Here is a 13,268-nt window from a genome sequence, read left to right as displayed (position 1 = left end):
CCCATGGGGGAAGCGGCTGTACGGTGGGGCCTAGATACCGCCTCGTAAAATTTCGTCAGATTTATTCGCCAACACTTTGTAGCTTGTCGATAAGAGCTTGAGCTTTATCCCTCATATAGCCTGCATAAATCACTGCTTGACTAAGCAGGTCTGCATTCCAGATTGTAGCATCTGAGTGGACGCCACTACCCATAGCTAGTAGCGCCGATTTCGCCATTGCAGGCCTTTCGTTCGACCTAGTGAGCCTAGACCAGTCAATATTTTGGCTAGGGTTCTGGCTAAACCAGTCCGTCCTCTCAGCCATCTCCTCTTCACTTGCGGCATGGGCTTGTTCCGAGAAAGCAATGTCCCATGGCGACCTTAACTGGGCAGTTAGCTTCGACAGCTTCTCGCCAAATCCGGATGGTAACGATCCACCACCAGAACTCACGTCTATAACAAACTCCATGATCGCTCTCTTGGTCGGTTCGCTTCGCATCGTGTCTAGCGCCACGCCAAAGCGACGGAGTTCGTTATATGTCCTAGTAAGGATAAGTGTGTCTGGAACTTCAGTAGATACCCACCATAATCCATGAGCAAAGTCGTTACGCAAATCTCGCGCGTCTTTGATGCCAGAAAACAGTGCATCTACCTCCCTCCCAGAAAGGCCTGCCTTCGCTTTGAGGACGCCCTGAACGGCACTGCGACGATGGCCATATTCGAGAGGCGTCATTCCAGCGAGAAACGCTTCAGCCACACGCTGCCCACCTCCAATGGCAACGAGGGTTGCGCACTCCAGCTTAAAGTCCAATTCACTAATGTAACCGATGTATGTCATAACCAGAGCCGCTAGCTCTGGACGTGATTGCAAGCCGCTGGCACCAAAGCTGAAGTCCAGCACAAGACCTTCGTCAGCTATCGTCCTCGGTTTCGGTAGCTTTGGGCCAGACGGTTCCGACATCTATTGCTCATCCCCTGTATCGTAAGGCGGCAGGTCAATCATTCCGTCTGGTGGATTGATTATAGGGCTTGGGAACCGGGTGATTTCGGGCGCGTGGGGCCCGTGAGGCAATACTATGGTCAAACGGATCACGCCATCAATGCGTGTCACATCTGACACAAGCCAGTCGCATTTCACCGCTGTTCGAGGAAGAGTGTAGCCCTCTGGAAGTTGAGAGAAGTCATACTCCTCTCCGTTAATCACAAGCCGTTCTCCTTTACGTTCCAGCACAAGTCGGTCATCACGTCGCTGAGGCGATAAATTCACGTACACTGGCGTCGCTCTATAAAATAGCCAAACTTCAAACGGCCGTTTACAACCGTTAGTTTTCAGTTGGAATAGATTTACGTAACACAGTCGCCAACATCCTCGGCGTTAGATACTCCGTGATCGATTGAATGTGCTGTTCTGTGACGAGATCCCCTTCACGTAGCCCTGCGGCGATGAGCGCTTCGCTAACCCATCGCATCGACGCCGCTTCTTGAGACCGTGAGTGGGCCATTTCCATGAGTGGCGTTAACGCCGACTGCACTGCCTCGTAGTCGGGAGGCCAAGGGTCCCATTGCTCTAGCACCCACTGGAAAGGAAGAGGAGATTGTCCTTCATGATAGTATTTCCAAGTCGCATTATCGAAGGGGTTCGATACGAGGCAGGCAAAGATGGACGGAGGCGCACCGGCCTCGCAGAGCCTGAACTTCCAGCCAATCGCACCATATAGGCGGTAGTACCCAAAGGCTGCACCATTTGTGTTTGTACCGACCCAAATCAGGTTAGGGTTCGCCCCAAACTTATGCTCTATCACTGGAAGGCTGCGCGTGTCCAAAACCGCCAAGGCTGGGCTGGGATCCCCGTCGCCCCTCGAAAACACAAAAGAACGAGCATTATCGTATCTCCGGTCAAGTAGCTCGAAATTGCCTAATCGCTTCGCGAGCAGAACAAGACAAGCCTTTAACATCGCCTGCTGAGAACGGCCTGTGCCGAAGGCCAATTGGCTCGAAAAAGAAGGAGCAGGTACGATATGGCTCTTTCGAGCTCTAAGAATATCCGCCTTGATATGCTCCACGACGTCGAGCGTATCTTTGCCTATCCGCTTCGCAATACTCTTAGCAGCGCCTTCCGCCATGCTCTCAGCCTGTGCGTCGGAATACACGCCTATATTGACGCTTATACCTTCATCATCGCTCGTAATTTGAAGAGGCTTCTCGGGCCTCATGCGAACTTCCATCCCAGGAAGCAGGTCGAAGCGTTGCCCACTAGTCTGCAAGCCAAGTAGCGAGGGTGGGCCGTCGCCATCACCGGCAACAAGATGGCAAACGTTCCTAATGAACGAGACGCTTTCCGCAAGGTCGTTGTCTGGGCCGATACCCATCGTGTGATTGCAGCTCGGGCAGATAACCGTTCGAACAGTCATCCTGCCGCCAAGGGCATTCAGCAGAATATGCTCCGGTTTTGTTTGGCCCTCAATCACCTCTATGCAAAGGATGCAAGGGATGGCCGCAGGCGTCATGTTCCGATCCTTCATTGCTGACAAGCTACAGGTGGTAATGGTAGAGATTGCCGAAGTCACGATACACTATTTATCATTATACGGCGGGGAACCACTACCGTCGCGTGCGACCGGCGGCATAACTAAAATGCTTTGCCCGACACAGGAACAATATGCAGTCATCACTAATAGACAACCTCTCCCTACCTGCAGATGAAATCCGAAACTTCCAGATATTCTATCCGTACGCGTTCGGCAAAACGATAGAGGCGCTATCGTCCGGGCACTCGTTCGTCCACTACTGCAGCAGCGCGGCAGCGCAATCCATGATTGAAAACGAGCAAGTATGGATGAGAAATGTCACTTGGATGAACGACAGTTCGGAGATAGCACATGGCACAATGTGCTTGACCGCTGCTTTGGAGAGCGATGCGGCAGCCGAACTAGCGGACGCACTAGACGGACGCTTCCCGAACTTCACCACTGATTTGCATGCCATTCTTCGTTCATGGATACCGCATTTCGAGCAGGAAACGTACATCACCTGTGTGACCGAACAGCTACCAGACGAAGAGCAAATGGGCAGGTTGTCCATGTGGCGAGCATACGGCGCTGGGGCGAACCCAGTGGCTTTTGTGCTTAATAGCGGTCCATTTCTTCGCCCATCCGATGCCCTAGCTGCTTATACCAGTCCCGTTGCATATTTATCGCCTGCTCAATTCCTTGAGCAATTCACCAAAGTTGCCAGAAACATCATCGACAACATCGACTATCTGCAGGCGCTTGGCCGAGATCATGTATTGGCAAATCTGTTTGCGGCCTACAGGTATGCGATTATCTGCACCAAGCATCCGAGCTTCTACGAGGAGCGTGAGTGGCGGATTATATATCAGCCGACATTTCAACAATCCAAGCGGCTAATACCAGCACGCACGACAATTGCCGGATCACCACAGCGGATGTTCAAAATTCCTCTAGTCGATGTACCAGAAGAAGGCTTCTATGGGGCCACACTAGCTGATCTGTTCCGTAAGCTGTTGATCGGCCCCAGCCAGACTTCGCGACAACTCCAACGAGAGTTTGTTGCAATGCTAAGTGAAAAGGGCGTGGCGGACGCGGCCTCCAAAGTGGAAATATCTGATGTCCCGCTGCGCCTTTAAAACGAGAATTGAATAGATCGAGGACCACTGGCGGGGAGCGCGATGAAGCCCGACGACTTGGACGATGAGGAGCTGCTTTACATTGTGAGTCAGGCGGACAAGCAGCTATTTGATGCTGGAGCGGATATCAGACGCCGCCAATGGGAAGTTCCGCGTCAGGTCATGCAAAGCTTCGGCTACATCGGCTTCGTAATGGCAGGGCACGGGAAACCGAAGATCCTTGGTCGGATTGAGAAAGCGTTCGCCTCCATCTATCGGCGACAAGACATCGCCATGGGCGGCCATATCGGGGTCTTCATGTACAGGGATGTTTTTGCTCGTATCTCCATCCCTCATATTTTCGGACAAATGCGCATTGATCCATTCCAATTCGTTGAACTAACTGACGTACAGAAGAGGATACTTGGTACTGAACCAGATCAAGTCGCCATTTTTATCGACCAGTTCGTAGACGTCATTGATATCCAATACGGAACATCAGAGGTCAGGAAGCCATATTCAGACATGGAGCTAGTGGCTCGTTTTTTGGGTTTGGCTCGACTTCATCTGCATTCTGCATCCGCCGTATTGACGGGCGGCTACGATTATCGTGGTGCGGTGCAAGCGGCCTTGCTGGCTACCGAATTAGGCCTCAAGGCAGGGTTAGGAGCTTTGGGCCTTACTGAAGCAGCAATTAAGACGAGGTTCGGACATCATACAGACCAAATAGCCTCGTTTCTTGGCGAGCAATGGCATTCGTTCGATAGCGAGCGGGTCGCGCGAACTCTTGAAAATCAACCGCAGTATGTCCCCAATAGATACTCCGCCGAACAACCGGACCGCCGAGAGGTTGGTCATTTGGTGATGGGCGCTCAGTATGTGGTTGCTGAAATCGTGCGGCAGGTCAGTGACCGTAATTTTCGAAGCAATTTCACCCCCATCCCCTTGCGTAGCTATCCAATTTAACACGAACCGAGAAGCGCTATATTGCGCTGGCAGAGTGGGCGCAAACCCCGATACCTGCGACCATCATCGACAACGTTTCGGCTGCTCGCACGGCTCGAAGAGATAGCGACGTGAAACTTTGCAGACTACTACTTAGAAGCAGTCACCAAACTACAGCCCACCCCGGAAAGTCTTGAAATTTAGGAACTTATTTCTTTCCTTGCCTTCATGTATATCAGCTACCTTAATCCACGAGGCGTCTACTTGTTTTGAGTAAATCCGCCTCAGATCACTACAGAAATAAACTGCGCAGTCTGCACAAACGAGGCCATGCTCGTCATCGTCGGGGGAGACGACTTCAACAACTACAGGCTCGACAGAGAATGGACTAGTGCAAATAGTGCAATCGTCCGCTGTAAGGGTAAAGCGCTCATCCCTTTCGGTGATTGCGGGACTAAATAAATCTTCAAGCTGCCGAACCGCTGAGCTACCATCGCACATTGTGCCCCCTACCCTGGGCCCGAGCTTTGCGCAGATCATATTCACCACGCGACTATTGCTGTTCAAGTAGTCGAAGAATGCGCCAAATGGCACAACCGGAGAATGCGGGCGCCAGCGACCAAACTCATGGCGAAAAAACTTGCGGTCAAGGCCATCGGCATCACATCTAAAAGAACTGTAGGTAAGGTTCAATTTTTCTAAAATGTCTAGATCTCTAGCCTCATAGGCGCCAGCAGTCATAGTCATGACGAGCATGCCGAGGTCACCACAATAGAATTCCTCCAAAACATCCGACAACACCTCAGGATGTAGCGGAGCATCATCCATCGGCTTTAGCTCGCCAGCATAAATTCGTTTCACGCTGCCGTTTTCGATCACCTGAATTGTATACGTGGGAACGTAGAGGATGCCGTTTTGCATAGTCGCGGCAAAAAACAGAGTGAACAGACCAGTCGTTGGTACAAAAACGGATATCTCCACCTCTCCAAAGGGGAAATCCTTCCGAGCATCCTGAAGTTGCTGCGCAATTTGCGACGACCACGTGCTGTTGTTTACCAGACATTCGTCCAAGTCTGAGAGCGCAGTAGCGAACTCCGCTTTGTTTCTAAGGTCAACGCTACGCTTGAAGCGCTGGCCAGACGTGCCAGCCTCGCCACAAATTTCAGCGACTATCGTCTGATCGGTAAGAAGGTGATTTCGTTCGAACGCTCCACGTCGGAGAATAGCATCAATGGCCCATCCCTCACTATCGAGCAGTTTATTTTTGAACTTTGCCGGGTATCCGATCTCCAGATAATCTCGATCCACCTTGGGCTCAGCATCAAGCGCATATTCCTGAAGAGAGCAAAGCGCCTCCTCTTCTTCCATTGTTTCCAGAAATTCTTTCGCCTCCTCATAAACGTCGGGATTTTCCTTGATCATCTCAAGATATTCTTCGGCGGCCTGCATCTGCGGGACGAAGTAAATCAGATGTTCAAGACGTCTCATCTTCCCATCTAGTTCCAAGATGTCGTCCTCGGTAACCTCCGGTTTATCGTGGATGCGAGCCATCGCATGTGCTGTTGCAGTAACCGCACGTTCATGAAAGCCATTTGGAGCACTCATCAGAACGAGAATGTAGTCGCGAAGCCCTTTTGCCTGGCAACTTCTGTCGTAGCTCACGATACCTTCGTCCCGCCGTGCCACGCTGGTATAAAGGCTAATCTCATGCCATGGAGAGAGGACGCGCCCAGCGCTTATTTTCAGAGGCTGAACGTCTTCTTTTTGTATGCTGCCGCTTTTTTGATCGACAGAGATGCGCATACCGCGCACGTCAATGCTCGTATCGTGATGAAAACGCGAGAATGGTACCAGAAGCTCTTTCCACTCTGTCGAAACCACTATTGCTCTGATCTCGTCATCGCGGGCTTTCAAATGCTCTTTGACCGTTTCCACATACTTATAAATCTCGTGGATCGCCTGACGCGCAGCTGCATCACTGCGTTTCAGCTCAATGAGTACCCAGCGTCCCTTCTCGTCCTTTGCGAGAATATCTATAAAACTTCTCGTTCCCAATGAGCTGGGAATATATTTTTCAATTTGAATGAGAGATAGATCGGCATCGAGCGAATGAAGTTGCGAAGAAAGAATATCTCTGAGCTCAGCCTCAATCATATTTCAGTCTCTCTAGAGTAATTTTTAAGATTTATACTATAAATTAGTTGCAAGCTCACCATCCACATCACATTTAAAAATCGTAGAGGCGGCGCTCCCGCCATCGTTTGCTACCAAAAACCCGTTAGGCATTCGATCTACAGAAGTGAACTGGTCCCGCATGATTGCCCAACCATCCTCTTGTGAGACTTCGACTTCACCGGAGTTACCGCACTTGGGGCACTTAATTGAAATCACCCACCTATCCCTTGCCCCCATCGGCTGCTCCTTTCATCGTCAACACAAACACCACCTCGACTTCAAAGCAAGACGACACAGGCGGAAGATCTGCACCGGCAATGGAAATCCTGAGTTGCCTTACCTTTGCTTATGTGACAGATGAGCAGACCTAAAAGGGAGACATTGTGTCCCCCTAACCATCCCTGAAAGCCCGGCATCTAAGGGTTTTGAGCGATGGTGGGCGCTCCCTCCGGGCCCACCATTTCCACAATCTCACACCGGAAACGCAAGGAACGGCTTGTCCCCGATACATGGATGACGACCCCGTTCCGCTGTGTCGGCATGCCGGGCGCATGTCGCGGAGGTTGACAAGTTTTCGATTTCGTCACAGGGTTGCAGGCGATCGAATACTGCCTTCATCTCCGTTGTGACCGGTACGGTCCCTCAGCGAGGGAACAATGTCAGGCATCATCGATACCGATTTCGTTCCACCATCAGAGCGCATCGCCTATCTCAGCGCGGCGATGGAAACGTCGCCGATGCCTTACATCGACCTGTCGGGCTCGCGATTCGACAGCGACGATTTTCGCGTCCGCTTCGAATGCCGGATGATGGCCGACGCTTTTTTCACCAGCCTGCGCATGCATGACGTGCAGTTGAAGCGGCGTGACCGGCAGATTGAGCAGCGCCCCTGCAACCTGCTGCTGATCGCCATATTGCGCAGCGGCAGTTACGACCAGCATTTCGATTACCATGCCCCCTTCCCGCACGCAGGCCCCGGCGACATCCTGATCATCGATCTGGATGCGCCGCAAAGCGTCACGTTCGCAAACAACTCGCTGGTCACCTGCGCCTATGTTCCGCGCTGGCGGTTCGAACCCTTTATCGGAAAAACGCCAGTGCTTAGACCGGTGATGATCCGATCGGATAATGAACTGCACGGGCTGCTTGCTTCGACCCTTTTGTCCTGCGCGGCCATGCAGGCGAGTTCTGCAATGGCAGGCCATGTGGCATTGCAGACGATTACGCGACTGGCGATCGTCGCCCACGGCATGGACCCGCGGCTGTGCGAGGATCTCAATTCCTCCATTCTGGAAGGACGGCGCACCAGGGCAAAACTGTTCATCGCCACCCATTGCGCCGATCCGCGGCTTGATGCGCAAAGGGTGGCCGCCCATCTCGGCATCTCGCTGCGGTCCCTGCATCTTGCCTTCGAGCCGACGGGAACCGGTGTGTCCACGATCATCATGAGCACACGTCTGGCCTATGCCGATCAATTGCTCCGCAGCTTCCCGGCCCGATCGGTGCTCGATATCGCTCTGGAGGCCGGTTTCAACAATCTTGCGACATTCTATCGTGGTTTCGCCCGTCAATACGGCGTCCCGCCCGGCGAATATCGCAGCCTTCCCGCCGATCGCCTCCATCATTAAAGCCCTGCGCGATCTTGGAAACGCAATTGCGCCCGATGCGAAGACCCCGGCCGGTCATGCCCCTAATGTCGCCTGCAATCAGGCCAACCCTCATGGATAAGCCTGGGTGATTGGTGATCGCGAGGGCTGCGATGTCAGAGGCCTATATCATTGGCGCCGGGGGCACCGGCTTCCTCGTCGGTTTCGGCCTGATCTTTTCGATCGGGCCGCAAAACCTGCAGCTGATCCGGGCCGGCGTGCTCGACCAGTCTCCGCTTCTGGTCGCAAGCATCGGTTATCTCTCGGAATTCGCGCTCGTTCTGGCTGGCCAGCTGCTGGTAGGCGCGATCACCCACACCCTGCCGGTGATGGAAAACGGACTTCGCATCCTGGGCGTCGGTTTCCTCGTCCGCTGCGGCCTGGTCTCGATACTCCGGCAGGACGCGGCAACGCCCGTTCATTCGGCCGAAACGACGACGACACGGCAAGCCCTTCTGGCCATGCTTGCGGTGACCTGGCTTAACCCGCTGGTTTATGTCGAGATCATGTTCTTGACCGGTGCCGTTGGATCAGGTTTCCAGCCGGAATTTCGGCCGTGGTTCGCCGGCGGCTTTCTGATGGCTTCCGCACTCCGCTTTTATGGCTGGCCGCTCGTTGGCAAATGTCTGAAGAACTGGCTGGCAGCGGCACGAAATCGACGGTTATTCGACGTCACGGCAGGCGCATGTCTGCTGGCATCGGCTGCCCTGCTCGCCCGCCAGCTTCTGCTTTTGCAGCAATGGCCGGCACCGTGAGAAGGACCATGGTTCTTGCCGACGTAACCTTCGCCGCCTTCACCCTGTTTAACGCCCTCCAGATTGTTTCCTATATCCCGCAGATCATCGCGGTCGCACGCGACCGTCACGGAGCAACCGCGATCTCCTATTCGAGCTGGACGCTCTGGCTGGCCGGCGCAGCGGCAACCGTCGCCTATGCGACGGTCAACATCTGGGATGTCTGGCTGGCGCTCGTCAATGCCGTCCATGCCATATGCTGCCTTGCCGTCATCCTGCTGACGGCGTTCAAGCGATATGCCGGCAGGCAGGCCCATTGACTTCCGCCGGATGCATGACACCCTCGCCGCAGGATGATGCGGCAGCATGGGGGCTCGGCATGGCGGCAGACACAACGGCATCGGCGATCAGCACGGATATCGTGGCAAAACTGTCCGATGCGATCGAAAACCTGGAGACGATACCTTCGGACGAAATGCTCGTGCTTCTCAACGAGGCTCTGGATGTGATCCGCGAACTGGTGCAGATCACCGAGACACAGGCAATAGACTAGAGCTGCAGCGCTTTCCTGCCGGTTCTCCCGGCCAGTCAGTATTCCGGAAAACGCCGCGCCTTCCACTGGCTGCGCGGAACCGCATTGCCGACTTCGACACCGAAGGAGACCACCTTCGTGGCACCTTCGTCGATCTCGCAGCGGAAGCGGACATCGAACCACTGCGAATCTGCGCGAAACGCGGCATTGCGGATGTCGAGAACGTTGCCCTGAGGCAGTCCGTAGGACGGCAATATTTCCGGTTGATAGGCCGGCGACCCGTGCCGCAACTGTTCCCTCAGTTCCGTGGCGCAGAGCTGGCCAGCGCGCGCGCTGCGTGGAATGCCGCCCATCGCCGTCATCGCCACATCATCTGACGTGTCCCTCAGGGAGAAAAGGCGTTTTGCCTCCTTCAGCGGTTTTCCGCCCGCCTTTTTGTCGGTCGCAGGTTTGTCGCTTTTTGCAGCATCGGCCGGCGGCTGCGACGAAATCTCGGCCTGAATGCCGTCAGTGCTTCCCTCCGCACGGCTGGCAAGCGCATCTGCATTCGCAGCCGAAAGAACTTGCGGCGCGACGTTCTGCGGCAGCACCGGCGCGGCAGGATCGGCATCCTTGGCCAGATCGGCGTCGGTACCGCTTGCCACCTCGTCGGTCTTATCCGCAGGGCTGTCGGACGTGTCCGCCGCTTCTGCGTCGTCGGTCTTGGCAACCTCGCCCTCCTCCGAAGCATTGCCGTCCGGGGAGACCTTCTCCCCCTTGTCTTCGTCACCGAACGCAAAGACGGGTCTCAGTGCCGGCAAAGGCCGGCCTTGCGCCGGTTCGTCAGCCGCGGCATCGGCCGGCGGCTGTTGTGATGGCGGCTGCTCGGTCGGCGGCGGATCTTGCTGTTCGGCCGCCTTCTCCTCTGCCGGCGGTGGTGGTGGCGGCGTCTGCTTCTCGGCGGCCTCGGGTGCGGCCGGCGGTGGCGGCGGTTGTTCGGCCTGCGCCTTTTCTTCAGGCGGTGGCGGCGGCGATGCCGGCGCAACCTCCTCGGGTTTTTCCTCCGGCGGCTTTTCTTCCGCGCTCGCAGTCTGTTCGGGCGGCTTTGCGCCGGCCTCTTCGGCCTCCTGCTTCGGCGGTTCGGGTGGTGGCGCCGGTGGCTGCTTTTCCTCTTCCGGTTTCTCTTCCGGCATTTTCAGGTTCAGCGCCTGCTCCTGCGGTTTCTCCTCAGGCTGCTGTTCTTCGGGCTTCTGATCTTCCGGCGGTGGCACGATCTCGACGGAGACCGTGTCTTCTTTCGGTGGGGTCGGATCAGGGGCCGGAAGACGGGCAAACAGCGCGACCGCAATGATCACATGCAGTGCAACGGAGGCGGCAATGCCTCCATAAAGCTTGTGACGTGACTTGGGCGGCGCTTCCTGCATGGTTCCGATGTAGGATGAAAGAACGGCCGTATGAAGTCCCCGCCCCGGTTACCGAACAAGAAAAACCCGGCAGACTTTCGTCCGCCGGGTCTGATCTCGTAAAGTTGAATGGTTTCTCGCCGGCCTTAGCTTTCGAAAAACGACCGACGCTCGCTTATGGCCTAGCTATCCAGGAAGCTCCTGAGCTTTCTGGAGCGGCTCGGATGCTTCAGCTTCCGGAGCGCCTTGGCCTCGATCTGACGGATACGTTCGCGCGTCACCGAGAACTGCTGGCCGACTTCTTCCAGCGTATGGTCGGTGTTCATGCCGATGCCGAAGCGCATGCGAAGCACGCGCTCTTCACGCGGCGTCAGCGATGCCAGAACACGGGTCGTCGTTTCGCGCAGGTTCGCCTGAATGGCGGCGTCGATCGGCAGAAGCGCGTTCTTGTCCTCGATGAAATCGCCCAGATGCGAATCCTCTTCGTCACCCACCGGGGTTTCGAGCGAGATCGGCTCCTTGGCGATCTTCAGGACCTTGCGGACCTTTTCGAGCGGCATGGCGAGCTTTTCGGCCAGTTCTTCCGGCGTCGGCTCGCGGCCGATCTCGTGCAGCATCTGGCGCGATGTCCGGACGATCTTGTTGATCGTCTCGATCATATGCACCGGAATACGGATCGTGCGGGCCTGGTCGGCGATCGAACGGGTGATCGCCTGCCGGATCCACCATGTCGCATAGGTCGAGAACTTGTAACCGCGGCGATACTCGAACTTGTCGACCGCCTTCATCAGGCCGATATTGCCCTCCTGAATGAGGTCGAGGAACTGCAGGCCGCGGTTCGTGTACTTCTTGGCGATCGAGATGACGAGACGAAGGTTGGCTTCGACCATTTCCTTCTTGGCGATACGCGCTTCACGTTCGCCCTTCTGCACCATCGACACGATGCGACGGAATTCGGCGATCGTGATGCCGGTTTCAGTCGCCAGATTCTGGATTTCCAGACGGATATCCCGGATCGTGTTGTTCTCTGCCTTGGCGAATTCCTTCCAGCCCTTGGCGGCCAGATTGGCGATCGACTTCATCCAGTTCGGGTCGAGTTCCGCACCCTGGTACTGTTCGAGGAACGAGTCACGCTTGACGCCGTAGGATTCGGCGAGGCGCAACAGGCGACCTTCGTTCTGCATCAGGCGCTTGGAAATGTCGTAGAGCTGCTCGACAAGGCTGTCGACGCGGTTCTGGTTGAGCGACAGCGACTTGACCGCGGTGACCAGCTCGTCCTTCAGTTCCTTGTAGCGGCGCTCCTGGGCTGACGACAGCGTACCGGTGGCGGCAAGGCGTGCTTCGACCTGCTGGTCCTGCAGCTTCCTGAGCTTCTTGTAGGTGTCGGCGATCAGGTCGAGGGTTTCCATGACCTGCGGACGCAGTTCCGCTTCCATCGCAGCAAGCGAAAGGCTCGACTCGTCGTCGTCTTCCTCTTCCTCTTCAAGCGGCATTTCACCGCCGACTGAGGTGATGTCGTCGTCATTGGCGGCAGAGAAACGAGCCTTGCGGTTCTTTTCCTTCTCTTCGGCAGCCTTGCGGTCGGCCTCGATCTTTTCCGGGCTCTGGAACTGCGGCGCAGCCTTGGCTTCCGGACCCGAATAGGTCGTTTCGAGATCGATGATCTCGCGCAGAAGCGTCGTGCCTTCGTTCAGTTCGTCGCGCCAGATGATCAGCGCCTGGAAGGTCAGCGGGCTCTCACAGAGACCACCGATCATCGTTTCGCGGCCGGCCTCGATGCGCTTTGCGATGGCGATTTCGCCTTCGCGCGACAGAAGCTCGACGGAACCCATTTCGCGCAGATACATGCGCACCGGGTCGTCGGTACGGTCGGTCGGTTCTTTTTTCTTCGCGGTCGCGACAGCCGTGCCGGCAGAGGTCGTCAGCTCGCCGCTTTCGCTCTCGCCGTCCTCGTTGTCGGAGCTGTCATCGTCGTCGCCGGCGGGGGAAGCTTCTTCCGCTTCCTCGTCCTCGACAACGTTGATGCCCATGTCGGACAGCATCGCCATCGTGTCTTCGATCTGCTCCGAGGTCACTTCCTCCGAAGGCAGAACCGAATTCAGCTCGTCCATGGTCACATAGCCGCGCTTCTTGGCGGCCTTGATCATCTTCTTGACCGCGTCATCAGAAAGGTCGAGAAGCGGACCGTCATGCGAGGCTTCGCGTTCGTTCTCTGCTTCTTCGTTTTCTTTGACTTTTGTTGCCATGTAC

The 13,268-nt window shown here is 55.6% G+C and carries 11 protein-coding genes; 6 read left to right on the top strand and 5 right to left on the bottom strand.

What is annotated here, in order from left to right; translation table 11 throughout:
- Nucleotides 1–61: 61 nt before the first annotated feature.
- Both AC2GXZ_RS04640 and AC2GXZ_RS04635 read right to left on the bottom strand, forming a co-directional pair.
- Entirely contained in the window at nt 62–880 is an 819-nt protein-coding gene (locus AC2GXZ_RS04640; protein WP_483757932.1) for a hypothetical protein, read from the bottom strand.
- A gap of 421 nt (nt 881–1,301) precedes the next feature.
- Nucleotides 1,302–2,486: an HNH endonuclease gene (locus tag AC2GXZ_RS04635; protein WP_483757931.1), complete on the bottom strand. Its 1,185-nt coding sequence runs from the start codon at nt 2,484–2,486 to the stop codon at nt 1,302–1,304.
- Between the two features lie 152 nt (nt 2,487–2,638).
- On the opposite strand from AC2GXZ_RS04635, the gene AC2GXZ_RS04630 reads away from it, so the two are divergent.
- The gene (locus AC2GXZ_RS04630; protein ID WP_483757930.1) at nt 2,639–3,625 is read left to right on the top strand and encodes a DUF2971 domain-containing protein; all 987 of its coding nucleotides are present in this window, start codon (nt 2,639–2,641) and stop codon (nt 3,623–3,625) included.
- A gap of 42 nt (nt 3,626–3,667) precedes the next feature.
- Nucleotides 3,668–4,570, top strand: a complete 903-nt coding sequence (locus tag AC2GXZ_RS04625) for a hypothetical protein (protein ID WP_483757929.1) — start codon at nt 3,668–3,670, stop codon at nt 4,568–4,570.
- A 150-nt stretch (nt 4,571–4,720) separates the two neighbouring features.
- Here AC2GXZ_RS04625 and AC2GXZ_RS04620 read toward each other — a convergent pair whose 3' ends face one another.
- A complete protein-coding gene (locus tag AC2GXZ_RS04620; protein ID WP_483757928.1) occupies nt 4,721–6,703 on the bottom strand; it encodes an endonuclease NucS domain-containing protein in 1,983 nt (660 codons plus the stop codon).
- Nucleotides 6,704–7,380: 677 nt separating this feature from the next.
- Here AC2GXZ_RS04620 and AC2GXZ_RS04615 point away from each other — a divergent pair.
- From AC2GXZ_RS04615 to AC2GXZ_RS04600, 4 genes are all read left to right on the top strand, one after another.
- Nucleotides 7,381–8,352, top strand: coding sequence for an AraC family transcriptional regulator (locus tag AC2GXZ_RS04615; protein ID WP_483757927.1), 972 nt, complete (start codon nt 7,381–7,383; stop codon nt 8,350–8,352).
- 131 nt (nt 8,353–8,483) lie between these two features.
- Nucleotides 8,484–9,125: a LysE/ArgO family amino acid transporter gene (locus tag AC2GXZ_RS04610; RefSeq protein ID WP_483757926.1), complete on the top strand. Its 642-nt coding sequence runs from the start codon at nt 8,484–8,486 to the stop codon at nt 9,123–9,125.
- Nucleotides 9,126–9,133: 8 nt separating this feature from the next.
- Nucleotides 9,134–9,424: a PQ-loop domain-containing transporter gene (locus AC2GXZ_RS04605; protein WP_483757925.1), complete on the top strand. Its 291-nt coding sequence runs from the start codon at nt 9,134–9,136 to the stop codon at nt 9,422–9,424.
- 59 nt (nt 9,425–9,483) lie between these two features.
- Entirely contained in the window at nt 9,484–9,657 is a 174-nt protein-coding gene (locus tag AC2GXZ_RS04600; protein WP_483757924.1) for a hypothetical protein, read from the top strand.
- 35 nt (nt 9,658–9,692) lie between these two features.
- Here AC2GXZ_RS04600 and AC2GXZ_RS04595 read toward each other — a convergent pair whose 3' ends face one another.
- Nucleotides 9,693–11,039, bottom strand: a complete 1,347-nt coding sequence (locus AC2GXZ_RS04595) for a DUF930 domain-containing protein (RefSeq protein WP_483757923.1) — start codon at nt 11,037–11,039, stop codon at nt 9,693–9,695.
- A gap of 161 nt (nt 11,040–11,200) precedes the next feature.
- Nucleotides 11,201–13,264 carry an RNA polymerase sigma factor RpoD gene (rpoD, locus tag AC2GXZ_RS04590; protein ID WP_483757922.1) on the bottom strand — a complete coding sequence of 688 codons (2,064 nt, stop codon included), beginning with the start codon at nt 13,262–13,264 and terminating at the stop codon, nt 11,201–11,203.
- Between the last annotated feature and the right edge of the window lie 4 nt (nt 13,265–13,268).

It is taken from the genome of Aliirhizobium sp. YIM B11859, assembly GCF_057163345.1.
Note: the sequence above shows the minus strand (reverse complement) of the source record. Positions and strands in the feature narration are given on the sequence as shown.

Coding starts and splice junctions, on each gene's coding strand:
- AC2GXZ_RS04635 (WP_483757931.1), bottom strand. CDS start 2,486: ATGACGCCTGCGGCCATCCCTTGCATCCTTTGCATAGAGGTGATTGAG.
- AC2GXZ_RS04630 (WP_483757930.1), top strand. CDS start 2,639: ATGCAGTCATCACTAATAGACAACCTCTCCCTACCTGCAGATGAAATC.
- AC2GXZ_RS04625 (WP_483757929.1), top strand. CDS start 3,668: ATGAAGCCCGACGACTTGGACGATGAGGAGCTGCTTTACATTGTGAGT.
- AC2GXZ_RS04620 (WP_483757928.1), bottom strand. CDS start 6,703: ATGATTGAGGCTGAGCTCAGAGATATTCTTTCTTCGCAACTTCATTCG.
- AC2GXZ_RS04615 (WP_483757927.1), top strand. CDS start 7,381: ATGTCAGGCATCATCGATACCGATTTCGTTCCACCATCAGAGCGCATC.
- AC2GXZ_RS04610 (WP_483757926.1), top strand. CDS start 8,484: ATGTCAGAGGCCTATATCATTGGCGCCGGGGGCACCGGCTTCCTCGTC.
- AC2GXZ_RS04605 (WP_483757925.1), top strand. CDS start 9,134: ATGGTTCTTGCCGACGTAACCTTCGCCGCCTTCACCCTGTTTAACGCC.
- AC2GXZ_RS04600 (WP_483757924.1), top strand. CDS start 9,484: ATGGCGGCAGACACAACGGCATCGGCGATCAGCACGGATATCGTGGCA.
- AC2GXZ_RS04595 (WP_483757923.1), bottom strand. CDS start 11,039: ATGCAGGAAGCGCCGCCCAAGTCACGTCACAAGCTTTATGGAGGCATT.
- rpoD (WP_483757922.1), bottom strand. CDS start 13,264: ATGGCAACAAAAGTCAAAGAAAACGAAGAAGCAGAGAACGAACGCGAA.